Annotated in this window: 17 protein-coding genes; 13 read left to right on the plus strand and 4 right to left on the minus strand. The window is 50.3% G+C overall.

Translation table 11 applies throughout. From position 1 onward, the window contains the following. Nucleotides 1-14: 14 nt before the first annotated feature. The gene (locus P2H89_RS26865) at nucleotides 15-1,232 is read right to left on the minus strand and encodes a hypothetical protein (protein ID WP_275832922.1); all 1,218 of its coding nucleotides are present in this window, start codon (nucleotides 1,230-1,232) and stop codon (nucleotides 15-17) included. A gap of 240 nt (nucleotides 1,233-1,472) precedes the next feature. On the opposite strand from P2H89_RS26865, the gene thrS reads away from it, so the two are divergent. From thrS to P2H89_RS26885, 4 genes are all read left to right on the plus strand, one after another. Then, a complete protein-coding gene (thrS, locus tag P2H89_RS26870; RefSeq protein ID WP_275832924.1) occupies nucleotides 1,473-3,407 on the plus strand; it encodes a threonine--tRNA ligase in 1,935 nt (644 codons plus the stop codon). A gap of 142 nt (nucleotides 3,408-3,549) precedes the next feature. Then, a complete protein-coding gene (gene infC, locus P2H89_RS26875) occupies nucleotides 3,550-4,143 on the plus strand; it encodes a translation initiation factor IF-3 (protein WP_275832925.1) in 594 nt (197 codons plus the stop codon). A 231-nt stretch (nucleotides 4,144-4,374) separates the two neighbouring features. Beyond that, the gene (locus tag P2H89_RS26880) at nucleotides 4,375-6,279 is read left to right on the plus strand and encodes an IPT/TIG domain-containing protein (RefSeq protein ID WP_275832928.1); all 1,905 of its coding nucleotides are present in this window, start codon (nucleotides 4,375-4,377) and stop codon (nucleotides 6,277-6,279) included. A gap of 85 nt (nucleotides 6,280-6,364) precedes the next feature. Continuing rightward, the gene (locus P2H89_RS26885) at nucleotides 6,365-6,757 is read left to right on the plus strand and encodes a transmembrane 220 family protein (RefSeq protein WP_275832930.1); all 393 of its coding nucleotides are present in this window, start codon (nucleotides 6,365-6,367) and stop codon (nucleotides 6,755-6,757) included. 87 nt (nucleotides 6,758-6,844) lie between these two features. Here P2H89_RS26885 and P2H89_RS26890 read toward each other — a convergent pair whose 3' ends face one another. Beyond that, nucleotides 6,845-10,270: a ThuA domain-containing protein gene (locus P2H89_RS26890; RefSeq protein WP_275832931.1), complete on the minus strand. Its 3,426-nt coding sequence runs from the start codon at nucleotides 10,268-10,270 to the stop codon at nucleotides 6,845-6,847. 416 nt (nucleotides 10,271-10,686) lie between these two features. Between P2H89_RS26890 and rpmI the strand changes: the two genes are divergently transcribed. The 9 genes from rpmI to P2H89_RS26935 all read left to right on the plus strand — a co-directional run bounded on the left by rpmI (nucleotide 10,687) and on the right by P2H89_RS26935 (nucleotide 23,975). Next, nucleotides 10,687-10,884 (plus strand): 50S ribosomal protein L35, encoded by a 198-nt coding sequence (gene rpmI, locus P2H89_RS26895; RefSeq protein ID WP_275832932.1) that lies wholly within the window; start codon nucleotides 10,687-10,689, stop codon nucleotides 10,882-10,884. A 48-nt stretch (nucleotides 10,885-10,932) separates the two neighbouring features. Continuing rightward, complete coding sequence (gene rplT / locus P2H89_RS26900; protein ID WP_275832934.1) at nucleotides 10,933-11,277, plus strand: 50S ribosomal protein L20; 345 nt, start codon at nucleotides 10,933-10,935, stop codon at nucleotides 11,275-11,277. Between the two features lie 26 nt (nucleotides 11,278-11,303). Next, nucleotides 11,304-11,462 carry a hypothetical protein gene (locus P2H89_RS26905; protein ID WP_275832936.1) on the plus strand — a complete coding sequence of 53 codons (159 nt, stop codon included), beginning with the start codon at nucleotides 11,304-11,306 and terminating at the stop codon, nucleotides 11,460-11,462. 261 nt (nucleotides 11,463-11,723) lie between these two features. Then, nucleotides 11,724-13,124, plus strand: a complete 1,401-nt coding sequence (locus P2H89_RS26910; protein WP_275832938.1) for an arginine decarboxylase — start codon at nucleotides 11,724-11,726, stop codon at nucleotides 13,122-13,124. A 236-nt stretch (nucleotides 13,125-13,360) separates the two neighbouring features. After that, entirely contained in the window at nucleotides 13,361-13,936 is a 576-nt protein-coding gene (locus tag P2H89_RS26915) for a sigma-70 family RNA polymerase sigma factor (protein WP_275832940.1), read from the plus strand. Between the two features lie 202 nt (nucleotides 13,937-14,138). Next, on the plus strand, nucleotides 14,139-15,260 hold the full coding sequence (locus P2H89_RS26920) for a FecR family protein (RefSeq protein WP_275832941.1): 1,122 nt from the start codon (nucleotides 14,139-14,141) through the stop codon (nucleotides 15,258-15,260). Between the two features lie 177 nt (nucleotides 15,261-15,437). After that, on the plus strand, nucleotides 15,438-18,857 hold the full coding sequence (locus P2H89_RS26925; protein ID WP_275832943.1) for a TonB-dependent receptor: 3,420 nt from the start codon (nucleotides 15,438-15,440) through the stop codon (nucleotides 18,855-18,857). A 42-nt stretch (nucleotides 18,858-18,899) separates the two neighbouring features. Further along, nucleotides 18,900-20,465 (plus strand): RagB/SusD family nutrient uptake outer membrane protein, encoded by a 1,566-nt coding sequence (locus tag P2H89_RS26930; protein ID WP_275832946.1) that lies wholly within the window; start codon nucleotides 18,900-18,902, stop codon nucleotides 20,463-20,465. A gap of 6 nt (nucleotides 20,466-20,471) precedes the next feature. Beyond that, nucleotides 20,472-23,975: a VCBS repeat-containing protein gene (locus tag P2H89_RS26935; RefSeq protein ID WP_275832948.1), complete on the plus strand. Its 3,504-nt coding sequence runs from the start codon at nucleotides 20,472-20,474 to the stop codon at nucleotides 23,973-23,975. Between the two features lie 78 nt (nucleotides 23,976-24,053). Here the strand turns inward: P2H89_RS26935 and P2H89_RS26940 are convergent, their stop codons facing one another. Together P2H89_RS26940 and P2H89_RS26945 are read right to left on the minus strand one after the other, a co-directional pair. Further along, nucleotides 24,054-24,653 (minus strand): carboxymuconolactone decarboxylase family protein, encoded by a 600-nt coding sequence (locus tag P2H89_RS26940; RefSeq protein ID WP_275832950.1) that lies wholly within the window; start codon nucleotides 24,651-24,653, stop codon nucleotides 24,054-24,056. Nucleotides 24,654-24,777: 124 nt separating this feature from the next. Further along, entirely contained in the window at nucleotides 24,778-25,341 is a 564-nt protein-coding gene (locus tag P2H89_RS26945; protein ID WP_275832951.1) for a peroxiredoxin, read from the minus strand. Nucleotides 25,342-25,515 lie beyond the last annotated feature (174 nt).

The raw sequence follows: 25,515 nt of genomic DNA on the forward strand, positions 1-25,515 counted from the left end.
AAATAAGTCATTTATCAGGGGGCCGATTTATCGTATTTGAACACCACCATCGCATTCTTTTGCTCGGTAGAAGTAATGCGCACTTCATATTGCTTTTTGCCAATGTCCACGATCATCAGCGAAGTATTCGGAGGAATTTCACCCAGGTTTTCCGCCACCATCACCAGCTCATGATACGGGTTCTCGTCATCCAGCTTAACAGAAAGAATGAGCGCCCGCTCCGTCAGCCTTTTCTTCGACAGCACCAGCTTTTTATCCAGGTACACCGAAATGGTATCGTTGTCCACGCTGCCGTTATCATAGATCTTGATGAAGATCTCGTTCGAGCCGGTAACGATCGTCTTGGCCAGTTCATTCTCGCGCGTCAGCAGGATCTTCGGAGTAGGTCCGGGAGGCGCAGCCGCAATCACTGGTTTCTCCACCTTCTTCACCGTATCGGTAGTTATTTTGGTAGCTGGTTTCGTTTCCACCGGCTTAATCGCTACAGGCGGATTGGTGACGGGATCAGGCTTCTTCGTCGTTGTATTGGCCGGAGGTTTGGTCGTCGGTTTGGTGGTTGGTTTCGGCGCCGTCGTATTGGTCGGCGCTGGCTTTGTTACTGCCACCGGAGGTTTCGCTGCGGGTTTCGTTACAGGTTTCGTAGCCGGAGTTTTGGTCGCCGGCGGATTCTTTTTCACCACAGTGGTCGTGTCGGGTTTCTTAACAACAGGCGGAGGATCTTTCTTCACCGGATCCTTTTCGTGCTCCAGCAGGAAAGGCTCTTTGTAAAAATCCGACGTGGGCACTTTCCGGAGAAAAACCGTACCTCGGCCACAATCGGTCGAGTCGCTGGTCTTCATACTCGTGTAAGTACCTTCCAGGAACTCGTCGTCGCCTACCTTGGAATATTGCATAAAGAGGGTCATGATGCAGATGCCGCCGCCGCTGCTCATACGCTGTTCCACGATCTTGATCTCTTCCAGTAAAACTTTGCCGGTTTGGGGATTTATCGTACCCTGGCAGGTAGCCTTCCCGTAAAAAACAGTAGTGAGATAGGAATAAGTAACACCTTCAAAACGCTTGCCCTCCTGGCCGAGCTGTACTTCAAACTTATACCGGTCGTCCTGACCCAGCATTTCCATCAGCTTGTTCTTCGCCGTCGACCTGAATCCTCCCCGCCAGATGCCCGTCAGATCCTGGGCCGGTAACGAAATGCTGACACAGCATAATGCAAATAGTAGAAATCGCTTCATGAATAAAAACCTCACGTTGGCAAATTAGTTAAAATCTTCATTTATTACGACAAATATCGTACGTCGCAGTCTGCAAAAGTTCGTTAAATTTGCGGTCTTTCGGATATGAGATAGTCAGGATGCGGGCTCAAGATACGTGATTCACCAAAAAGATCACTTACCGTACGTCCTGAACTGTATGAACAGAAGGCTCATGTCACGTGTTATTAACGCAAACAACAGAAACGGCATAATTAAAAAATGATCAAGATTACATTACCAGACGGAGCAGTCAGGGAATACGAAGCAGGAGTCTCTGCTTTGGACGTCGCAAAATCAATCAGTGAAGGGCTGGCCAGGAAAGTACTGGCAGCAAATGTGAATGGACAGGTATGGGACGCTACACGCCCCATCACGGAAGACTCCGCACTGAAACTGCTCACCTGGGATGACGATGGTGGTAAGAACACCTTCTGGCATTCATCTGCACACCTCATGGCCGAAGCCGTGGAAGACCTGTTCCCCGGCGCCAAGTTTTGGGTAGGCCCCGCACTCGATAAAGGGTTCTACTACGACATCGATCTCGGCGGCCGTCAGATCACGGAAGACGACCTGCGCAAGCTGGAGAAAAAGATGAATGAACTGGCGAAGCAGAACAACAGCTACGTCCGCAAGGCCATGCCCAAAGCAGAAGCCGTACAATACTTCACCGAAAAAGGCGATGAGTACAAGCTCGACCTGCTCAGTAACCTCAACGACGGAGAAATTACCTTCTATACCCAGGGTAAATTCACCGATCTGTGCCGTGGGCCGCACATCCCCACAACAGCACCCATCAAAGCCATCAAGCTCACGAATATAGCCGGCGCTTACTGGAAGAACGATGCCAACAACAAGATGCTTACCCGCATCTACGGTGTCACCTTCCCGTCGCAAAAGGAGCTCGACGAATACCTCACCCTGCTGGAGGAAGCCAAAAAGCGCGACCACCGCAAGCTGGGTAAGGAACTCAGTATCTTCACCATGGATGATGATGTAGGTCCCGGCCTGCCCCTCTGGCTGCCCAATGGTACCATCATCATCGAAGAGCTCGAGAAACTGGCCAAGGAAACCGAGCTCAAAGGCGGATACAAAAGGGTGGTAACCCCCCATATCGCTAAAGAGAGCATGTACCTCACCAGCGGACACTTGCCTTATTATCAGGACAGTATGTACCCTCCCATGGAACTGGAAGGGCAGAAATACTACCTCAAGGCCATGAACTGCCCCCACCACCACAAGATCTTCGCGGCCGAGCCAAGAAGCTATAAAGAGCTTCCCCTCCGCCTCGCAGAATACGGAACCTGCTACCGCTACGAGCAGAGTGGAGAGCTGTTTGGGCTGATGCGGGTGCGCTGTTTGCACATGAACGACGCACATATCTATTGTACCCGCGAACAGTTCGCCAATGAGTTCAGGGCTGTTAATGATATGTATATCAAATACTTCAAGATCTTTGGCATCGATAAGTACGTGATGCGCCTGTCGCTTCACGATCCCGCCAAACTGGGGCAGAAGTACATCAACGAACCCGAGCTGTGGCTGGAAACCGAGGAAATGGTACGCCAGGTATTGAAAGAATCGAACATACCCTATATCGAAGTACCCGACGAGGGCGCCTTCTACGGCCCCAAGATCGACGTACAGATCTGGAGCACCATCGGCCGCGAATTTACCCTGGCCACCAACCAGGTCGACTTCGCCCAGGGCCGTCGTTTCAAGCTGGAGTTCACCAATAAGGAAAACTCACCCGAAACCCCGCTCATCATCCACCGGGCGCCCCTGGGCACCCACGAGCGGTTTATCGGCTTCCTGCTCGAGCACTACGCCGGAAAGTTCCCCGCCTGGCTCGCGCCCGTACAGGTCAAGGTTTTACCCATTTCGGATAAGTTCCTGCCTTACGCAAATAGTATTTTAGAATCGCTGAAAAATGCGGATATTCGTGGAGAGGTGGATGACCGCAACGAGAAGATTGGAAAGAAGATCCGCGATACCGAGCTGCTGAGGGTGCCTTACATGCTCGTGGTAGGGGAGAAGGAGATGAACGAAGGAAAAGTGGCGATCCGCCGTCAGGGTAAAGGCGATATTGGCGTAAAACCCATCGAAGAGTTTATCACCGATATCAGCGCAGAAATAAAGGAACGTAGAGGAGAATAAAATGTAACAGCATAGAATTACGTACAAGCGTACGCATAAATATTCCGGCCATTGCCGGGCCTGCAGCAAGTCGCCGGCAGACAGATGCAGGGGAAACAAAAAACAACAAAGCCGGTATAAATTATTCACGTAAAAATTGTAAATGGCATTTCCACCGAGACCTCCAAGAGGTGCATTCAATCCAAGGTTCAGAAAAGAACAACAACAAGAACACCGTACCAACCACATGATCCGCGTACCGCAGGTACGTTTGGTTGGCGACAACGTAACAGTAGGTGTATATTCTACCCAGGAAGCGCAGAAAATGGCGCAAGAGCAGGGGCTGGACCTGGTTGAGATTTCACCACAGGCTGATCCACCGGTATGTAAGATCATTGACTACAATAAATTCCTGTACGAGAAGAAGAAGAAGGAAAAGGAGATGAAGGCCAACAGTAAAACGGCTGAAGTAAAAGAGATCCGTTTTACACCTGGTACAGATGACCATGACTTTGACTTTAAAGCACGCCACGCCGAAACCTTCCTCAAAGAAGGCAATAAGGTAAAAGCCTATGTGCAGTTCAAAGGACGGGCGATCATGTTCAAGGAAAGAGGTGAACTCGTACTCCTGAAGTTTGCTGAGCGCCTCGCCGAGAGCGGACAGCCCGAAGGCATGCCCAAGCTCGAAGGAAAGCGTATGTTGATGATCATCGCTCCCAAGAGTCAGAAGAAGAAAAAAGAAGGAAAGGAAGCATAACTTCCCGTACTATCATATTGAAAGCATCCTGCACAGCCGGGATGCTTTTTTATTGCCCCTCCTTGTCGTCCCCGCCTGTTAAGATCTACCCACGCTGCAATTCCGTCGGTTCTTCCATCCCGTTGTGCGCTTTAGCCGATTTCACTACCACACTTCCTTCCGCTATGTTTTCTTTACCGCATATGCTGCCCGGTGAATGGGTTTAAAAGCATATACAGTAAAATCTAAAATATGAAAAACTTGCACCGCTCCACCCGGAGGCGATGGCTATGGGCTACCGCAATTGCAGCCATCATTGCTATCGTGGCCTGTAACAAGAACGACGACAAACAGGCCGCTCAACTCGCCATCACAACTTTCTCACCGGCAGAGGCAGCCGAAGGCGCAACCGTAGTCATTAAGGGGATAGCCTTTTCGCCCGACAAAGCACTCAACACCGTTAAGTTTAATGGACTCGCAGCCGCTGTAAGTAATGCAGCAGCCAACGGCACCGAGCTATCGGTAACTGTGCCGGAAGATGCCACCACGGGCAAGATCACGGTAACGGTAGGTGACCAAACAGTTACCTCCACCACCGAATTTAAAGTAAATGCTACCGCACCCGTCATAACAACCGTCGTTCCCGAAAAAGGCGATATCGGAACCGAGGTAACTATTACAGGTAATCGATTCACCAATACCAGCGAAGTGTATTTCGGGGGCATCAAAGCAACCGAAGTAACCTTCGTTGGCAAAACCAGCCTGAAAGCAAAGTTGCCCGCCGGTGCACTCAATGGTAAAGTAAAAGTAACGGCCGCAAGCCTCGAAGCGCTGAGCGCTGCCAACTTCTGGGTAAGGCCAGCCATTACAGGTTTCACAGCAGAAAAAGCACCAGAGGGAACCGTGATCGAGATCAACGGTACCAACTTTAGTACTGTAACAACAGAGAATACGGTATACTTTGGAACAAAGGCTGCCACAGAGATTACGGAAGCAACAGCCATTAAACTGAAGGTAAAGGTACCGGTTGATGCAGAAAATGATATCATTAAGGTCGTGGTAAAAGAACAAGAGGCTGTAAGTGCCACTAAATTCACGTTGCTGCCAACATTGATTTCATTCAGTCCGGCATCCATCGAGCGTGGCAGACCACTCGAAATAACCGGCAAGAATTTCGGCTCGGCCGAGGTATGGCTCAATGGCAATCGACTTGCCCCATACTCCAATACTGCCACAACGATTGGCGTTACTATTCCTAATGATGCAGTGTCAGGCAAACTCGTGATAAAGCAGTCGGGCGTTGATCAGGAATTTGCCACCGAACTGCGGGTAGTAAACTATTGGAAAAGTCATGACCCCCAAATGGCATCAATCATCTATCGGCAGGAGTGCAACTTTGTATATAATAACAAGCTTTACTTCGCCTTTGGATATGATAATGCTTCGACCGGTTCAATTGGCTTCATGACCCAGGTACGCAGTTATGATCCGATCAACAAAGTCTGGAATCATGAATTTGATATACCGGCCACTGTGCCGTTAAGGCGTGTCGCATTCTCGGTTGTAAAAGGCGACAAATGGTATTTTGGAGGAGGCGACGGTCCCGATCGTAGGGAATGTTGGGTCGCTGACCTCACAAAAACAGGTACAGGAGCAGGCGCATACACACAATTGACCAATTTGAATGTCGGAAGTATGTACGACGACGCCTTTGTGTTGAACAATGAAGTGTACCTCGCCACTATGCTTTATGAAAAGAAATTATATCGCCTCGATCCGGCAGCTAACAGCGGCAAAGGAAGCTGGAACGAGGTGCTGCCGCTTACCTTGCCAGGTGGGTTGATGAACAGCGTAGCTACAATAAATAATAAGGCCTATATCCAGGATAATCAAGGAAATTTCGCGGAATTTGACCCCGCTGTGCCTTCCCTGACGTCCAAAGCGGGTTCTACTTATATCTCGGAATCTGGAATATTTGCTATCAATGGTGTATGTTATAATGTCTCCAACGGAAGCCTGTATACATATTCTCCAGGTGAAAATAAATGGGCATTAAAGGCCGGCACGCCCTCGAATGATCTCAAGATCTTTATAATTAACGGTCGTGTGTTTGGTATGGCGCTCAATGGATATACGTGGGAATATATCTATCAATAAAAATAGGCTCAGCCTACAATTACAGCGTCGCCCGAAACCCATCGGGCGACACTTTTTTTTGCCCAATTGTTTTTAGATTGCAGCTATGAGAATCTTCAACCTCTTATTCTGTCTTTTGTTCGTGCTTAGTGCAGCCCTGCAATACAACGATCCCGATCCCTATGTATGGATACCTATTTACGGCTACGGAGCTGTACTCTGCTGGCTCGCCTTCCGCAATAAATACTACCCGCGCGCCTACCTCGCCGGCATCACAGTCTATGCAATATATGCAGCCTATCTCTTCTTCACCATCGATGGCGTATGGGACTGGATCACCAAACACGATGCCGAAAACATCGCACAAACCATGAAGGCCACCCGCCCCTGGATAGAAGACACCCGCGAATTCTTCGGATTGATGATCCTCGTCGTCGTACTGCTGGTCGATTATTACTATGCGAAAAAACGCCTCGCCGTCGCCCGCAATCGTCCGTGAATAAACCTTCCCAACCTCATAAAGTAAAAGGGGTGTCTCATCGAGACACCCCTTTTACTTTTATATAAGAAGCGCGGTCGCGCCCCGTTATTTGAACTGAATGAACAACAGCCCCACCTGGTTAGGTTCAGCCACATCTGTTGGTTTGCTCACGATATACAAGGAGTGTTTCTTGCCATCGGTCACCGCTTCCAGCACCGTCGACAGGTCTTTGAAGCTATATGGTGCATCTGGCTTGGCTGCCACTTCACCCGAGCCTGGCAACGTGAAAGTGCCCAGCTTTTTACCGTCTGGTGCATCGAGACGTACTTCGAACGTATAGCCAAACTTCGCCGGCTGCTGATAGCCCACATTCAGGGTAGCACCGCTAACACTGGTGAGGTCGATATTGTCGATCGCAAACCAGCCCTCTGCCTTCGGTGTCACCAATACCGTTGAGCCATTGACATTCGTGGAAGTATACTTCTCCATTTTCTTAACCCGGCGGAAAGGTACTTTGCTGCTGCGCAGCGTAACAACCTCATTCGCCGTAAGCGGCTTGATATTATTCCCTCCCTTATCTGTATAGCTGGCGCTGATGTAGAGAACGCCATTGTCCTTGGCAGGCTTGCCCAGCGTCGGTTGCAGCGAACCTGTCGCCGGTAAGGATTTCTTCGCCTCCTGCGCAGCAGTCAGCGATTGTATCCAGGTCAAAATCTGCTTCGCATCCGCATCCTTCAGGTTGGGGTGCGCCGCCATCGCTACTTCGCCCCACACACCGCCGCCGCCTTTGATGATCTTATTCACCAGGTACGACACCGCTTGAGGATCCTTTTCATATTTCTTGGCCACATCCACGAAAGAGGGCCCTATCGATTTCTCATCCACCTTGTGACAGGTCTTACAATCCAGCGACAGCATCAGGTTCTTACCCATCATCGCTTCCGTCAGCACCTGGTGACCCTGAGAAGCACCCGCCTTGTCGCTGCCTTCTACATAGTCGGCCGAAACGATCAGGCTGCTCAGGTCTTTCGCCGTAGCGGTATCATCTTTATCATCAACTTTCACACTATATAAAACAGGTTTGCCGGGGAAATAGAATGATTGGTTGCCCTGCAAAGCAATAGACACCACAGGCGCCTCATTGCCTGCATACACATCGATCACGCTGCTCTTGGTCTTGGCATTCTTATCGTCCGACACTTCCACGCTGATCGCGTAATCACCAGCCTTGGAGATTTCGTATTCCAGCGCAGGTTCATTGGTCACCTTGGTGGCATCACCAATATGCCAGGTATAAGTGAGTTTATCTTTCTCGGGATCTTTCGCTTTCACAGTCGCCTTAACAGTAAAAGGCAACGCGCCGGCGGTCTTTGTAACCTGCAGGCTGTCTACCTTGGGAGCCCGGTTGCCGCCATTGTAATCAACGCGCGAAATAGCCGCATCCGCATTCTTGCTGAACCAGCCGGTACCATATTCCAGCATGTACAACTTACCATCAGGACCCACCTCGAAGTCGATCATCGAGTTCAGCTTGGTATGCTCCATGAAAGGCTCCATCTTGTCGAAGTCGCCATTGGGCTTCATGGTCACCGCCTTGATCCATCCACGGATCCAGTCGTAAATGAAAAGCTTGTCGTTGTAATAATCCGGCAAACGTGTATCTGATGGGAACATCTCCGTGTAATACACCGGACCCGCCATGGCGTTGCGGCCGCCGGCGCCCACCTGGGGAAAGTCCTTTGAGTTACCATAAGGATACCAGATAAACGCAGGTTGCGCAGGCGGCAAAGCCTGTAAGCCGGTATTGTTGCGTGAGCTATTCACCGGTTTGGCGGCGTCAAAAGCACCTGCCGTAGCGCCGGTGTTATAATCATAAGCCTGGTACGCATAGTTGTTACCCACAAACAGCGGCCAGCCAAAATAACCTGCCTGCCTTGCCTGGTTCACCTCATCATAACCACGGGGCCCGCGGGTAGCCAGGCTGTCATTGCTCGCATCCGGACCAACTTCGCCCCAGTACAGGAAGTTATTCTTCTTGTCTACCGAAATACGGTAGGGGTTACGGTTACCCATCACATAGATCTCCGGACGGGTATTGGCTGTTCCTTTCGGGAACAGGTTGCCTTCGGGGATCTCGTACGTACCATCTTCCTTCAACTTAATACGCAGGATCTTACCGCGCAGGTCATTGGTGTTGGAAGAAGAACGGCGTGCATCGTATTGCATATGGCCAGGCCGGTCATCCAGCGGACCAAAGCCATGGTTCACATATTTTTGATTGGGTTCATCGAAAGGAGTGGAGTTGTCGCCCGTAGAAAGGAACAACTCATTGCCATCCCTGCCAAAAGCGATAGAGCCGCCCGTATGACAGCAAATATCACGCTGGGAGTAGAACTGTAAAATGACGTGCTCCGACTTCATATCCAGCGTATCGTTCTCGAACTTGAAGCGGGAGAGGCGGTTCACGGAAGTATCCTTCGGACTATAGAAAGCATATACATAATGGTTCTGCTTGAAGTTGGGATCGGCCTGTAAGCCCATAAAACCTTCTTCCGCATTCACATTGGGTGCTTCGGTCTTATGGTATACATTGAGGAAACCAACCTGTTTGATGCCGCCTGTTGAATCACCATTCTTGTACAACAACAGTTCGCCGCGGCGCTGGGCCACGAGGATATCGAGGTTGGGCAGGATGGTCATTTCAGTAGGCTCGAAGAACATACCCTGGGCCAGCACGGTCTTCGTGAAGCGATCTTCATCGGGCGTGCGCAATGATTTGGCTTTGGAATAATCGAGTTGATAGTTCTTGCCAATAGCATATTGAAGGCCACCCAGCAGGTGCTTCAGGTAGTTGTCTTCTACAAAAGATTCTTCGGTGTGCCCTAATTCGGTATAGAAAGCACGTCCGCCATCATAGTCATGATACCAGGCCATTGGGTGGTTGTCGCCATTCTTGCCGCCCTGGTAACTCTTTTCGTCGATGGTGAGCAGAACATGCACATCGGGATTCAGGTTCTTGAAATTGTACCACTCATCTTTCCGCTCCCACACCTTGGGCAGGTGTTTGGTGGAGAGGTGCGTGGAGTCTTTAACCAGTATTTTGGCTACCTGCTGTTCGGGGTGGCTCTCGAAATAACCGCCCACCAGGCGGCCATACCAGCCCCAGTCGTATTCGGCATCCGAAGCGGCGTGAATACCTACGTATCCGCCGCCCGACTGGATATAGCGTTCAAAATCAGCTTCCTGAACATGATTCAGGAGATCGGCGGTCGTATGCAGGAAAACCACTGCGGCATATTTTCCCAACGAGTCTTCATTAAAATAGTCGGCATTTTCTGTTGTATCTACTTCAAAACCATGCTCCTGGCCAAGCTTTTGAATGGCCGCAATACCCTGTGGTATTGAACTATGGCGGTAGCCGGTGGTTTTGGAGAATACCAGCACCCGGGCCTTACCGGGGCGGGTTTTACTACAACTAAATACTTGAAGCAGAAGCACTGCAAAAACAAGGAGTCTGAGCGTTTTTTTCATATGCAAAATAGGGGGATGGAGACTAAAGATAAGGGATTCAACATATTCCATCCATCAAGAATCGTGATTATCGGCGTGAGAAGAAGTTGAAAGGCCCGATCTATAAGCATTTAGCCAACTTTGAGTGTACAAAGGATAGTTGTTAATCAATTGAATATTAAAGAGCTAAGGCTTCTTCTCAAAAATGATTACCTTTGCGGGTATCAAAAAGAGGAGTCTGCACTCAGAGAATTGGGCCACCTGGAATCTTTTCCCCGTCAAAAGCTGCACATGTGACGTCCTTTCCCTACCTTTGCGCTCCATTTTCGGTTTTTGTCAGCCAACACTGTTAAAAGCCATATTGCCCACAAGGCCCAAAAAGTTCCCCGGTGGATCGGGGGCGCCAGCAGGGTGTAACAATAAAAGGTATAAATAAAATGCCTAAAGTAAAAACGAACTCGAGTGCCAAGAAGAGATTCAAAGTAACCGGCACCGGCAAGATCACTCACCAGAAGTCTTTCAAACGTCACATTCTTACTAAGAAGTCTAAAAAGCGTAAACGTGCCCTGAATAAGGACGGTGTTGTACACAAAGCCAATTTGGATTTCGTACAACGTCTCTTGAGGCTGAAATAACAAACGCCGTTTAAATCATCAACTTTTAACTTTCAAACTTATTAAGATATGCCACGTTCAGTAAATGCTGTAGCAAGCCGGGCACGCCGCAAAAGGATTTTAAAACAAGCCAAGGGTTTCTATGGCAAACGTAAGAATGTATACACCGTAGCCAAGAACGTATTGGAGAAAGGTCTTCAGTACCGTTACGTAGGCCGCAAGCTGAAGAAAAGAGAGTACCGCGCACTGTGGATCGCTCGTATCAACGCTGCCGTTCGTGAAGAAGGACTGACTTACTCAGTTTTCATCAACAAACTGGCTGTTAAGGGAATCACCCTCGACCGTAAAGTACTGGCCGATCTCGCTATGAACGAGCCTGAGACTTTCAAACTCCTCGTTGCTACTGTAAAATAAGCCCCCGTGCTTTATCATATTGCCGGATGTCAAAGACATCCGGCTTTTTTATGCCCGCCCGCCTTTCTTCTCACTGCTCACCCGCCCCATCATCGTCTACCACCCACCTGGCCAACCGCAACACCGCCACCAGCGCTGGCAGCACACTACGCACCACCTCCCGCAGCTCCCAGCCAACCCCTTAACACAAGTTTAATACGCCAACCTCCGTTGGCGAACCAAGCCCTCGACGCGCCCTTTCCCCCCTGTTTCAGCCCGCCAAATGCCCGTACAGGGCCATTCTAAGCCACATTAAGCCGCATACTTTCCACCGGGCCAGGCCCCAAAGCCACAATACGGCAAGGTTTTTATTTGTAAACCCCTGCAAACTATTACTTTTGTATACTTTTTTTGAACGGTGTTTTTTTTAACTATTTAAATTCACTGCCATCAGCCAGAATCAGTTCATGAACAATTCGTACACCGACCTGGTGTCGCAAACCTTCAACTTTCCACAAGAAGGTTTTGAAACGAAGGACAGTAACCTCCATTTTAATGGTCTTGACCTCAAGGCGCTTATCGACAAGTATGGTACGCCCATGAAGCTTACCTACCTGCCCAAGATCGGCCAGCAGATCAGGAAGGCAAAGAAGATGTTTGCCAACGCGATCAAGAAGCACCGTTATACGGGAGACTATAACTATTGTTACTGTACCAAGAGTTCTCATTTCTCGTTCGTGGTGGAAGAAGCGCTGAAACACGATATCCATCTCGAAACTTCTTATGCCTACGATATCGAGATCATCAAGAAGCTGTACGAGAAGAAAAAGATCAACAAGGAAACATTCATCATCTGCAACGGCTACAAGCAAAAGACCTATACCAGCCGTATAGCCGGATTGTTGAATTCCGGTTTCAAGAATGTGATCCCCATTCTCGATAACAAAGACGAGCTGCAGCAATACAAGAAGTCGGTGAAAGGACCCTTCAAACTCGGCATCCGTATCGCCGCAGAAGAAGAGCCTACCTTCCCCTTCTACACTTCCCGCCTCGGCTTCCGCGCCCGCGACGTACTCGAATTTTATGTCGATAAGATCGAAGGCAACGAAGACCGCTTTCAGTTGAAGATGCTCCACATCTTCCTCAACAAGGGAATCAAGGATGATATCTACTATTGGAGCGAGCTCAACAAGGTGATCAACCTGTATTGCCAGCTCAAGAAGATCTGCCCCGAACTCGATTCCATCAACATCGGCGGTGGCTTCCCCATCAAGCATTCACTCGGCTTCGAATACGATTACCAGTTCATGATCAACGAGATCATCGGTAACATCAAAAAGGCCTGTAAGAAGAACAACGTGCCTATGCCGCACATCTTTACCGAATTCGGTAGCTATACCGTAGGAGAGAGCATGGCGCATATCTACAGCGTAATAGGCCAAAAGATGCAGAACGACCGGGAGATCTGGTACATGATCGACTCCTCCTTCATCACCACCCTGCCCGACACCTGGGGCATTGGAGAGAAGTTCCTGCTATTACCGATCAATAAATGGGATCAGGAGTACCAGCGGGTCGTACTCGGAGGCATTACCTGCGACAGCCATGACTACTACGACTCCGAAGAACACGTGAATGAAGTGTTCCTGCCCAAGATCACCAATGGCGAACCGCTTTACCTCGGCTTCTTCCATACCGGTGCCTACCAGGACCAGATCAGCGGATACGGCGGTATCAAACACTGCCTCATTCCTTCTCCCAAACACGTGATCGTAGGCCAGGATAAAAATGGAAAACTAGTCGATTGGGTCTACGCCAAGGAGCAAACAGCACAAAGCATGCTGAAGATCCTGGGTTACGTGAAGTAAATCAATTGATACATAATCGAATAAAGGTGAGCCACTGCGAAAGTGGCTCACCTTTTTTATGGCACAAGCCTACAGGCAACCCATTAGAAGATCCGACTCGTAATGATACATTATTAGCATTTGATAGTGTTTTTTTAACATGCAATCGATTACATTGGATTATACGGGAACTTAGCTAACACAAATCAAGGGTAGTGGACTCACGCACTACCTGCGATCTAACCAAGTGATTGCTGATGCCACTGCATGACACACATGCTGACCAAAATCTGCTGCAACAATTGCAACAAAGCGACGAGCAAGCCCTTGCCGCGCTCATGAAGAAGTATTATCCCGATCTATACAGTTATGGAACCCGCTTTACTACCGATGCCGGCTTGGTAAAAGATTGCATCCAGGAAGTATTCATCAGCCTTTGGCAACGACGTCACAATGGCGGCGCTATCCTTTCGCTCAAGTATTACTTACTGAGGGCTGTCAAGAACAAGGTGCTCAAGTCATTGCACCGCCTTGCCAACAATACCCATCTCGACGACTGGCAGGATGGACACCCCTTCCTGCAAGAGTTTCCGGTAGAGAAGCTCATCATCGAAAAGCAGATATCCGAAGAGAAAGGAATGGCCCTCCGCAAAACATTGGCCCAGTTGTCCAAAAGGCAACAGGAAGTCATATACCTGAAGTTCTACCATCACCTCGATCATGCACAGATCGCCGAACTCATGAACATCAGCCGCCAAAGCGTATACAACCTGCTGCACGAAACCCTGCAAAAGCTGCGCGCCCTCTGGCAGGCCGAGTTCCTCACCCGGTGATCCACCACCAGCACCACCACCGGTTGACATCCCATCTATAAGATCTAAACGGCCTTCACATACGCTCTCCGTAATTCTTCCCTGATAATCACTGCATTGAACCACTGCGAAGTCCCCGTCTGCCCCTTTCTCAAAAAAAACTTTCTCAAACAACAGTAGGATTGCCCGGTAGGCGGAACTTATGCCTATAACATCGCCAGGCATGAAAGATTTTCGGTTGTACGACATCACGGATTTCGTTATGGATGAGGACTTTGTCCGCTGGGTGTACGAGCAACGGCCCGAAGATGATCAGCTCTGGCGCAATTGGCTGGCCCGCAATCCCGATAAGCACCTGGTAGTGGCCGAAGCAAGGGCCATCCTCCAATCATTGTACATCGCTCCGCCAGTGATCCGCAACGAAGAGATACAGGCAGAAACAGATCGGCTGCTGCAAACGATCCGGCAACAACCAATGGAAATAGTGGAGCCTGTTGAGCCACCGGCAAAACTAGTGAGGGTAAGGACCCGTTTTTGGTATGCAGCCGCCGCCATATTGATAGTAGGAGTAGCAGGCATAACGTTCTATCTCAATAAAAAGGCAACCGTTAGAGAGTCCTATTCCTGGGAAAACATGACAGCTTCCCGTAGCCTCATCGAGCAGGTCAACACATCCGATAAACCGGTCACCATTGCCCTCGCCGATGGAAGTGCCTTATCACTCTCGCCAGGCAGCCGTATAGGTTATGCCAACTATTTCGATAGCGGCGAGTTCCGCGACGTATACCTGTCGGGCGAAGCATTCTTCGAGGTGACCAAAAACCCCGACCGTCCCTTCCGGGTATTTGCCAACGAGATCGTTACCAAAGTACTGGGCACCAGTTTTAGCGTACGCTCATTCGAAAAGGATACCACCATACAGGTTATCGTACGTACCGGAAAAGTAACGGTATACTCACGGGCTGTACCCACTACAAAACGCAGCGCTACCGATCACAAACCCGGTGAAGTGATCCTGACCCCCAACCAACAACTCGTATATGAAAAGACCGGCCAGAAGTTTCAGAAAGTATTGCTCGACGAACCGTTGCTGATCGTATCCAAAGTGACCGAACAAAAGATGGAGTATGAAGATGCGGCGCTCAGCAAGGTCTTCAGCGAATTGAGCAAAGCATATGGAATAAACATCGTGTACGACAGCGAGTTGCTCGACAAATGCACGGTAACCGCCGACCTGAAGAATGAAACATTTTACCATAAACTGGACCTCATCTGTACTGCTATCGGCGCCACCTATGAGATCATCGATGGACAGGCCGTGATACAGTCCAACGGGTGCCAGTAAGGAACATCATTCAATAAAAAAAGGGCTGGTATTGCTGCGAACAATATCAGCCCCATAGAATCCCCACAGCCTTCGATGATTGCAGGGGAAACGTTGATTAAATCAAACCGATTTGCTTTAACCAAACATTGCAAAAATATGAAAAATGCGCTCGTTAACCAGTTAATTTACGGGTTTATGAGAATAGGACTGCTGCCGCTATTGATGATTACGACGCTCTCGGTAGTCATCCAGGCCAGCCCCATCAATGGGCAGGAAATATTGAACAAAAAGATCAACCTGGTCGCTGAACAGAAGGAGGTTAAGATCGTGTTGGGAGAGATCAGTAACCTGGCAGGGATCAAGTTTGTCTATAGTGCTCAACGTATTCCCACCCGCCAGAAGGTATCGGTGGTGGCCCGTGATCGCCGGCTCGGCGATGTACTGGATGTATTGCTGAAGCCCCTCAACATCTGTTACCAGGTATCTGGTAACCAGGTGGTACTCATGCGTAAAGGGGACGGCACCATCGCCAGCATAGCCTTTTACGACGAAGCAGCTGCCTACGGCATAGAGGCTTCGCCCGAGATGGTTTATAAGCCGATTGCCGGCAAAGTCACCAACGACAAAGGCGATGGCCTCGCCGGCGTATCGGTCGTGGTAAAAGGTACTGCCAAAGGCACTGCCACCAACCAGGCTGGCGAGTTCAACATCAACGCAGAAGTAGGAGAAACACTGGTTTTCTCCATGGTAGGCTACAAACAATTCACCGCAGTAGTAGGCCAGGAGAACGAGCTGTCTGTAACCATGGTGGCCGAAATGGTCAATATGAACGAAGTGATCATCGTAGGGTATGGTACACAACGCAGAAGCTCCCTCACCGGCGCCATTGCATCGGTCAGTGGTAAAACGATCGCCGAACTGCCGGTGGCCAGCGTAGAGTCTGCCCTGCAGGGCAGGGTAGCGGGGCTCACCGTAACCAACAATGGCGAGCCGGGTACCACCCCCATCGTGCGCATCCGCGGCATCAGCTCCATTAGTTTTGCCTCCGATCCATTATATGTCATCGATGGATTTCCCACCGGCAACCTCAGTAATTTCAATAGCCGGGATATAGAGTCGGTAGAAGTGCTGAAAGACGCCAGCGCGGCCGCTATTTATGGATCAAGGGCCACGAACGGGGTAATACTCATCACTACCAAAAAGGGTAGGAGAGACAGCAAGTTCCGCGTTAACCTGGATAGTTATATCGGCACGCAGGCGCCCTGGCGGGAGATCGATCTGCTCAATACAGAACAATACCTCAAATACGAGCGCGCCCTCAACGGTGCAGCTGGAATAGCCCTACCGCCACGCCTGGAAACTGCCAACTTCAATAAGCCCATCTATGATGGAACTACCCAAACCTATGCACAAACAAATACCGACTGGCAGGATGCTTATTTCAAAAGCGGCGTCATCACCCAGCAGGATCTTTCTTTGGGAGGCGGCAACGAAAAATCACGCTTCTTTGCCTCCGCCGGTTATTTCAAACAGGATGGCATCGCGGTAGGGGTTAACTACGAGCGTGGTAACTTCCGGTTGAATACCGAGCACATCATCAGCAAGGTCTTCACCTTCGGCGAAAACCTGTTCATCTCTTATTCCAAACAACGGTACGATAATACATCCGGCAACCGTACACGCCTGGTAAATGTGATCCGCAGCCTGCCTTACCTGCCGGTATTCGATCCTACCACCATTGGTGGTTACCGTGGTGCAGAGAACAGTGTCGATGCATCTGATCCTACCAATCCGGTAGAAGATGCAGAACTGCTCGGTAATGCCACCAATAAAACATTGAAGTTGTTGGGAACCGCTTACCTGGATATCAACTTCACGCCATGGTTAAGGTTCCGTTCCACTTTTGGGGTGGATTATGTGAACCTCAATCAACACCAGTTCAGCCCCATCTTCAACGACAAAGGTCGCAACGCAACTGTGTCTACGATTCGCGATCAAAAGAACGTCGCCACTACCACCTTGTTTACAGAACAACTCACCTTCGATAAAACCTTTGGTGATCATCATATAAATGTTACCGGGGTGTTTGAAGTGCAGGGAACCAAAAGCTCACAGGAGAATGCTTCCGGCAACCAGAACAGCAATGATATTGAGGTACTGCGCGGCGCCACCAACGTCAGTTACGTGTCTACCAAAAGCGAAAACTTCCTGCAATCCATGGTGGGTCGGGTGAATTACGAATATGCAGGAAAGTACCTGTTCAGCGCCGCCATTCGCCGGGATGGATTGTCGCTCTGGGCGCCTGGTAAAAAATATGCCAACTTCCCATCGGCCTCCGTAGGCTGGCGTATCGACCAGGAGCAGTTTATGCGCAATGCTCCCTTTATTTCTGAATTGAAGGTACGCGCCGGATATGGCGAAACCGGTCTCAATGCCGTAGCTGCGCTCAACAATGATTATCCCTGGCAGGTAACCGTGTTTGCCAACGGAGCTACCTATCCATTCAATAATGTGAACTCTACCGGTAATGGTTCCTATTACAATGCGCTCGGTAATTCGGAGCTCGAATGGGAAAAGACCAAGCAAACGAATATTGGCCTCGATTTTGGAGTCCTGAACAATCGCATCACCTTATCGGCCGAATACTTCATGCGCAAAACCGAGAACCTGATCCTCAACGTACCCACACCACCTTCCTTTGGTTTTGCCGGCGTGGGTGTACTGGCCAACGTGGCTTCGATGGAAAACAAGGGACTTGAGCTGCAGGCAGGATACAATAAAACAGGCGGAGAATTTACCTGGAACCTGACCGGTAATATCAGTTTCATCCGCAACAAGGTACTTAGCCTCAATACCGAAACGGCTACCATCGATCAGGGTGGCGACCAGGACTTCGGAGGCGGTACACCCATTACCCGCACCCAGGCAGGACACGTCATCCAGTCATTTTATGGATATGTAGTAGAAGGCATCTTCCAATCGGCCGACGAAGTAAGTAAGAGCCCCACACAGAACCCCGGCACCGCCGCGGGCGACCTTAAGTTTGCCGATCTCGACAAAGATGGAAAGATCACCGACAACGACCGCGCATTCATCGGAGATTACCTGCCTAAGTTCTCTTACGCACTGAATTTCGGCGCGAGGTACAAGAACTTCGATGCCTCTCTCTTCTTCCAGGGTGTACAGGGCAATAAGATCTTCAATGCTGCCAGGATCATCAGCGAAGGCATGGCCCGCCTGTTCGGTTCGGGAACAGCTGTCATGAACGCGTGGAGTGAGAGCAATAAGAATACCGATATACCCCGCGCCATCAGCGGCGACCCCAACCAGAATGTGCGCCCCTCCACCCGGTGGATCGAAGATGGTTCTTACCTGCGGTTGAAGAACATCATCGTTGGTTATACCATACCTGCCCGTACGCTGCAGTCGGTCACCAAAGGAGCCATCAGCAGCTTCAGGCTCTACATCTCCTCCCAAAACCTCCTTACCCTTACCGGGTACGATGGCTGGGATCCGGAGATCGGTTCCAAGAACACTACCCTCACCAATGGCATCGATTATGGACAATACCCCGCTGCCAGGTCATTCCAGTTTGGATTGCAGGTAGGATTCTAAACGCATGAACAATCATTAACACGATACCTAAATTAGCTACATATGAAATCTGCTGTTGTATATAAAGTAACGACCGTAGCCTGCGTGATCGCAGTGATCGTGGTGGTTGCCTGTAACAGAGAACTCGACAAAACAAATCCCAATTCGCCCACCGTCAATAATTACTTCAAGAACAGTAATGAACTGCTGGGCGGCACCAACGCCATCTATTCTATCTTTCACTCAGCCTCATTGATCGGCCGTGAATGGTTCTTCCTCCACGATACACGCACCGACGATGTATCGGCCGGGGGCGGACAGCTGGAAGTACCACGCGCCCAGCTGCTCAATGGCGCAACTACGGCATCCAATGCGGTCCTGAACAGTGTGTGGAATGGACTGTATACTGTAATTCACCGGTCCAATACCGTGATCGATAATGCGCCGCAGGTAACCGACAACGCTGCCCTGCGCGACCGATGTGTGGCCGAAGCCAAGTTCTTCCGCGGCTGGGCTTATTTTGAACTGGTGTCACTCTGGGGCCCCGTGCCGCTGTACACCAAACAAGTCACCACGCCCGATCAGTTTCAGCCACGCGCTGCCGCCGATGCAGTCTACAACCAGATATTCCAGGACCTCAAAGATGCCGCAGCCGGCCTGGAACAGGTTGCCACCGATAAAGGCCGGGCCTCCAAGGGAGCCGCCAACGCCGTCCTCGGCAGGGCTTACATGCAGAAAGGGGATTATGCCAACGCCAAAACCGCCTTGCTGGCCGTGAATCCCGGCAACTCCGTGTACAAACTGATGGACAACTACTTCGATAATTTCGATGAGGAGCATGAGTTCAACGCAGAGTCGATCTTCGAAGCAGTCTTCTTCGATCGGGGCGATAACAACTTCAACTGGGGATATACCGGCGACGACCAGCCCAATGCACAACCACAAAGCACCGTCCGCAACCAGGAGTATTCACCCATTGCCTGGCGCAACCTGATACCGTCCAACAGACTACTTAACGAATTTGAGAATACCGCAACCGGGGCCGCTAAAACCGATCCCCGTTTCGGCTTGTCGGTATACCAAACCGGCGACAAATACAACAACAACGCCAATACCCTCACCGATGCTGAGCAAAATGGCAATTCATCGGTGGTTAACGGCGTAACCAAAAAAATAAGCTGGCGCAAGTTCATGCTGATCTATAAAGACAACAGCGGATTTCGTCCCGGTGGTATCAACCAACGTATCATCCGCTATGCCGAAGTATTGCTGATGCTGGCCGAATGCGAGAATGAACTGGGCTCACCCGCTGCAGCTGTCGGTTACCTCAACCAGGTAAGGGCCAGGGCCAGCGTAAATATGCCGGCTTATCCAACAGCGCAGTATCCGGTCACCACAAAAGAGCAGGTCACCAAAGCCATCATGCACGAAAAGACGGCAGAGCTGGGTGGTGAAGAAGTACGCAACCGCGACCTGCTCCGTTGGCGCAAAAAAGGTTATCTCGGTGTGCCCGATCCTATTTCCTATTACAAGGCAAGGGATGAGTTTCTGCCCATACCACAGGCAGAGATCGACAACAATCCCAAGCTCGAAGCAGGCGGCATACCCAAACAAAACACCGGTTATTAATCGCCCATGATAGTAGTGAGATCGTTTTCGTCCTATACACTGGTTATTCTGTGTATTTTATCAGTGGCCTGTAGAGAGGAACAGGCCACTACTTTTTTTACCTCCCTGCCTGCCAGTGAAACCGGTATCCATTTCAACAACGAAGTGCATGAACTCGATTCATCGCACTCCTTCATCAATGAATTTGGATACATGGGTGGAGGTGTAGGCATCGGCGATTTCAACAACGATGGCCTGCAGGATGTATTCTTTACCGGCAACCAGGTCAGTTGCCGCCTCTATATCAACAAAGGCAATTACCAGTTCGAAGACATCACAGAGAAAGCTGGCCTGCTCACCACCGCCTGGGCAACCGGCGTTAGTGTAGTCGATATCAACAGCGATGGGTACAACGATATCTATGTCTCGGTATTTGGTAAGGATCTCTCTCAACGGGCAGCCAACCTGCTCTTCATCAACGATCACAACCTGCACTTTACCGAAGCCGCCGCAGCGTATGGCCTGGCCGATACCAGCTACTCGACACAGGCTGTATTTACCGATTACGACCGCGATGGCGACCTCGATATGTACCTCTCGAATTATTTGTTGAATGGCCCCAATGCCAATACCATCTATCCACGCAACTTTACAGGCAACTCACCCGCCAACGACAGGCTCTATAGAAATGACGGAACGCCCGTAGGCGTTGGGCATCCAGTATTTACCGATGTATCGCTCGCTGCCGGTATCCGCGATGATGCCTACGGACTGGGCGTGGTGGTAGAAGACTTCAACAACGACCAGTGGCCCGATATCTATGTAGCCAACGATTTCCTGTCAGACGATTTGTTGTGGCTCAATAACCGCAACGGGACATTTACGAATGTAGCCGGCAAGAGTCTCCGGCATCAAAGCTACTCGAGCATGGGCGCCGATGCCGCCGATCTCAACAACGATGGTCTGCCCGATCTCGTAACGCTCGACATGATGCCCCAGCACAACCAACGCAGAAAGACCACCTTCTCTTTTATGAACTACGAGCGCTACCAGGCCGAAAGGGCTGCGGGTTACGAACCGGGCTATATGCGCAATATGCTGCAGTTGAACAACGGTAACTATAATGCGGGCGATACCAGCATACCCTATTTCAGTGAAATAGGCCAACTCGCGGGCATTGCTACCACCGATTGGAGCTGGAGCGTGCTCATGGCCGATTTCAACAACGACGGCCTCAAGGATATGCACATCACCAACGGCATCGGCAGGGATTTTATCAATGCCGATTTCATCGAGTTCAGTTCCACCGTATTTGCCAATAAACGTAGTCCGCAGGAACAGCGGCAACTGATCAACAGCAAGCTATCATCACTCAAGCATATCAACCTCAGCAACTACCTGTATTACAACACCGGTAATTACCGTTTCGCCGATGTATCCAAAGAGGCTGGTGTCGATGAACCTGCCATGTCGAATGGAGCGGCCTGGGCCGATCTCGATAATGACGGCGACCTCGATATGGTCGTCAACAACATCAACAAGGAGGCATTTGTGATGGTCAATAATACCATTCGCAAAGACCGGCCGGTAACAGCACATCACCTTACCATCACCTTGAAAGGCGATAAAAGCAATCCGGCAGGCTTTGGTACCACGGTTACTGTATACCAGCCGGGAGTGGTGCAGCGCGTGCAGCAAAACCCGGTGCGGGGCTACTTTTCATCGGTCGATCAACGCCTGTTTGTGGGCCTCGGCATAGAAGCCCCCGCCGGCACCAACGACAACAAAGCACAGCAGGTGGTGCAGGCAGGCGTAGTACCCCGCCATTCATCAACGGGTGTCACCAGCATCGATTCGGTAGCAGTACAATGGTTCGATGGGCGCCGTCAGTTGCTGACCCAGGTACCCATTGATACCTCGCTCACGGTATCCATTGCCGATGCCACATTGCCTGCAAATGGCATCGTGCAACCGGCTTCGACCCTCCATGTTGAAGGAGCGGCCACGAACACGCGCATCGCCTATAAACACATTGAAAACAACCACAACGACTTTGCCGATCAGCGACTATTGCCACAGAAGTATTCGCAACTGGGTCCCTTCCTATCCGCAGCCGACGTGAATAAAGATGGCCTCACCGACTTCTTCGTAGGCGGGGCCTTTAATCACTCCGGCCAGCTCTTCGTACAGCAAGGCAATGGAACCTTCACGGCAAAGCCAATAACCGATAGCATCAAGATGCAGGAAGACCAGGATCTGGTATTCTTCGATGCCGATAGCGACGGCGACCAGGATCTGCTGATCACTACCGGCGACAACCGGTTTGAGGACGAATCCGCGTACAACCAACCATTGTTGTATACCAATGATGGCAAGGGCAACTTTATAATTAACCATCAAGCCATACCCAGCCATGTACGTACCATCGCAGGTACTGTTGCTGTAGGCGATTATGATCGTGATGGCCAGCCCGATCTCTTTATCGGGGGGCGGGTATCCCGAAAGTATCCGCTGGCGCCCCGCAGCTATATCCTGCACAATAACAGCGGCAGCTTTGCCGATGTAACCAGGAGTGTCGCGGCGGTCCTCGAGAGGCCAGGCATGATCACGGGCGCCGTTTGGACCGATCTGGACAATGACCAGCAACCCGACCTGGTAATCGCCGGCGAGTGGATGCAGGTACGCTTTTTCAGGAATGAGCGGGGGCAGTTGAAAGAGATAACATCCTCCACCGGATTACAACAGATCGATGGAATGTGGCGCAGCCTCGCCGCTGCCGATATCGACGGAGATGGTGATCCCGATATAATTGCCGGCAATATGGGCCTCAACTGCGACTACCAGGTGAGCAAAGAAGAACCCATGCAATTGTTCGCGAAAGACATCGATGGTAATGGCAGTATTGATCCGATACCGTTCTATTACTTCAAAGACAATGAGGGGAAACGGAAACTTTATCCCGCCATCAACCGGCGGCAGTTTGCCGATCAGGTGCCTGCCATCAAAAAGCAGTTCCTGTACCACAGCGATTATGCAAAAGCCTCCTTCAACGAAATATTCCAGGGCAAGGCACGCGATAGTTTGACGAAGCTGGAATGTAATGAAACCGCCAGCTGCTGGTTCGAGAATCTCGGCAATGGGAAGTTTGTAAAGCGCTATTTACCCATGGAGGCGCAGTTTGCCCCGGTCAATGCGATCGTTTGTGATGATCTGGATGGAGATGGCACCACCGACCTGTTACTGGCAGGCAATGAATACCAGACCGATGTCATGATTGGTCGCTACGATGCCTCGTATGGCTGCTTATTGTTGGGCCAAAAGAACAAGCAGTTCAAAGTGGCTACGCCTGCCGCCACCGGCCTGCGGTTAAAAGGAGATATCAAGGACCTGGCAGTACTTACGCTGAAAAATGGAACGAAACTAATACTGGCAGCGGCCAACAACGATCAGCTGCAGGTCTTTCAACTAACTGATAAGGGGAGTCAGGCGCCCCCGCTGGCTAACCGTTTTGCTTTGCGGTCGCGCCCTTAAAAACATCAACCCGGCCTCTCGGCCGGGTTGCTTCATCAGAGCCATAACGCCTCTATTTCCTGGTTAGGGGCTAACATGTTAAGCCAGCACACTGATCAATCCCTTGATCACAGCGCCCAGTTTCACAGCTTCCAGCACACGCGCTTCCGAACTTCCGTGCTGCAGTACCGACTGCTCATGGGAAGTTACGCACATTTCGCATCCGTTGATCGAAGAAACGACCAGACTCACCAGTTCAAAGAATTCTTTTCCCAGCACAGGGTTCATCATGATGCTCATCTTGATGCCTGCCGGGGTATTGTTATAATATTCCTTCCCCATGAAATGGCGGAAGCGGTAAAATACATTGTTCGTGTTCATCAAAGACGTACAGGCAGTTATTTCTGCCAATTCCTCGTCGGTAGCGCCGGCTTCCTTTGCCTGTGCGGCAAAGCTCTCTTTCAGCAGGTCAAACTTCTCATTGATGGCTACTGAAAGGGCCAGCAGCAAGGCTTCCTTGCGGTTGAGGTACTGGGTGTTGTTCAATACATTGCCGGTATTGATCTTGAGGTCCTTGATGAACCGGGCATTCACCTGCAGCAAAGCCTGGGCATTGGCCGAAGGGGTATAGTGAGGAACGTTCAGATCATTCAGTAGATTCTGGAACGTCTCGTTTTGAATAGCAAGAGTGGCACTCATAACAAAAATGTTTTATAGGGAACCCCGCCTGCGGGCCGTGGGGTTCGGATGAAGTACTTACAAAGAGAGGTGAGGGTAGGGCAGAGGGTGCTGCCATACTGCTCACCTCACACGGAATAGTTGATTAGTTCATGTTCAACTGGGCGGTCAGTGTTTCCTGTCCCTTGTTCCAGTTGCAGGGGCACAGCTCGTCTGTTTGCAAAGCATCCAGCACGCGCAGCACTTCCTGTACGCTACGGCCTACATTGAGGTCATAAACGCTTACCCAGCGTACGATACCCTGCGGGTCGATGATGAAGGTAGCGCGGTAAGCGATCTTCTCTTCGTTGTCGAGGATACCCAGTTCTTCAGCCAGCGATTTTGAAGTGTCGGCCAGCATGGGGAATTTCAGGTCGCGCAGGTCGGCGTGATCCCTTCTCCAGGCTGCATGCACGAACTCAGAATCGGTAGAAGCACCGATCAACACAGTGTCACGGTCAGAGAACTCGCTGTGCTTCTTGTTGAATTCGGCGATCTCCGTAGGGCATACGAAAGTAAAATCCTTGGGCCACCAGAACATGACAGTCCATTGACCATTGGCACTTTCATTGGTAAGTTCAGTAAACTCTTTTCCTTTCTCGATCGATACTACTGCTTTCTTCTTAAAGGCAGGAAATTGGCTGCCGATGGAAATAACTCTGTTGGACATATTATTAATGCTGATTTGTTACAACAATTACTGGGTGTAATTTTTCGCAGGCAGGCTCATCGTGGATCATTAAAGTGGTGCAAATGTATAAGTTATACTGATAGAGGGTGATCATCCTTTTCTATTGATCGATAGAGAACATCTATAAGTGACGATACCGCAGGCGCAGCCTGC

The organism is Paraflavitalea sp. CAU 1676, from assembly GCF_029223285.1.
Taxonomy (GTDB): Bacteria; Bacteroidota; Bacteroidia; order Chitinophagales; family Chitinophagaceae; genus Paraflavitalea.

Bases quoted from the DNA above. Each gene is read 5' to 3' on its own strand.
- infC (WP_275832925.1), top strand. From the start codon at position 3,550: ATGGCATTTCCACCGAGACCTCCAAGAGGTGCATTCAATCCAAGGTTC.
- P2H89_RS26930 (WP_275832946.1), top strand. From the start codon at position 18,900: ATGAAATCTGCTGTTGTATATAAAGTAACGACCGTAGCCTGCGTGATC.
- P2H89_RS26885 (WP_275832930.1), top strand. From the start codon at position 6,365: ATGAGAATCTTCAACCTCTTATTCTGTCTTTTGTTCGTGCTTAGTGCA.
- P2H89_RS26940 (WP_275832950.1), bottom strand. From the start codon at position 24,653: ATGAGTGCCACTCTTGCTATTCAAAACGAGACGTTCCAGAATCTACTG.
- P2H89_RS26925 (WP_275832943.1), top strand. From the start codon at position 15,438: ATGAGAATAGGACTGCTGCCGCTATTGATGATTACGACGCTCTCGGTA.
- P2H89_RS26935 (WP_275832948.1), top strand. From the start codon at position 20,472: ATGATAGTAGTGAGATCGTTTTCGTCCTATACACTGGTTATTCTGTGT.
- P2H89_RS26890 (WP_275832931.1), bottom strand. From the start codon at position 10,270: ATGAAAAAAACGCTCAGACTCCTTGTTTTTGCAGTGCTTCTGCTTCAA.
- P2H89_RS26905 (WP_275832936.1), top strand. From the start codon at position 11,304: ATGTCAAAGACATCCGGCTTTTTTATGCCCGCCCGCCTTTCTTCTCAC.
- P2H89_RS26865 (WP_275832922.1), bottom strand. From the start codon at position 1,232: ATGAAGCGATTTCTACTATTTGCATTATGCTGTGTCAGCATTTCGTTA.
- rpmI (WP_275832932.1), top strand. From the start codon at position 10,687: ATGCCTAAAGTAAAAACGAACTCGAGTGCCAAGAAGAGATTCAAAGTA.
- P2H89_RS26945 (WP_275832951.1), bottom strand. From the start codon at position 25,341: ATGTCCAACAGAGTTATTTCCATCGGCAGCCAATTTCCTGCCTTTAAG.
- rplT (WP_275832934.1), top strand. From the start codon at position 10,933: ATGCCACGTTCAGTAAATGCTGTAGCAAGCCGGGCACGCCGCAAAAGG.
- P2H89_RS26915 (WP_275832940.1), top strand. From the start codon at position 13,361: ATGCCACTGCATGACACACATGCTGACCAAAATCTGCTGCAACAATTG.
- thrS (WP_275832924.1), top strand. From the start codon at position 1,473: ATGATCAAGATTACATTACCAGACGGAGCAGTCAGGGAATACGAAGCA.
- P2H89_RS26920 (WP_275832941.1), top strand. From the start codon at position 14,139: ATGAAAGATTTTCGGTTGTACGACATCACGGATTTCGTTATGGATGAG.
- P2H89_RS26910 (WP_275832938.1), top strand. From the start codon at position 11,724: ATGAACAATTCGTACACCGACCTGGTGTCGCAAACCTTCAACTTTCCA.
- P2H89_RS26880 (WP_275832928.1), top strand. From the start codon at position 4,375: ATGAAAAACTTGCACCGCTCCACCCGGAGGCGATGGCTATGGGCTACC.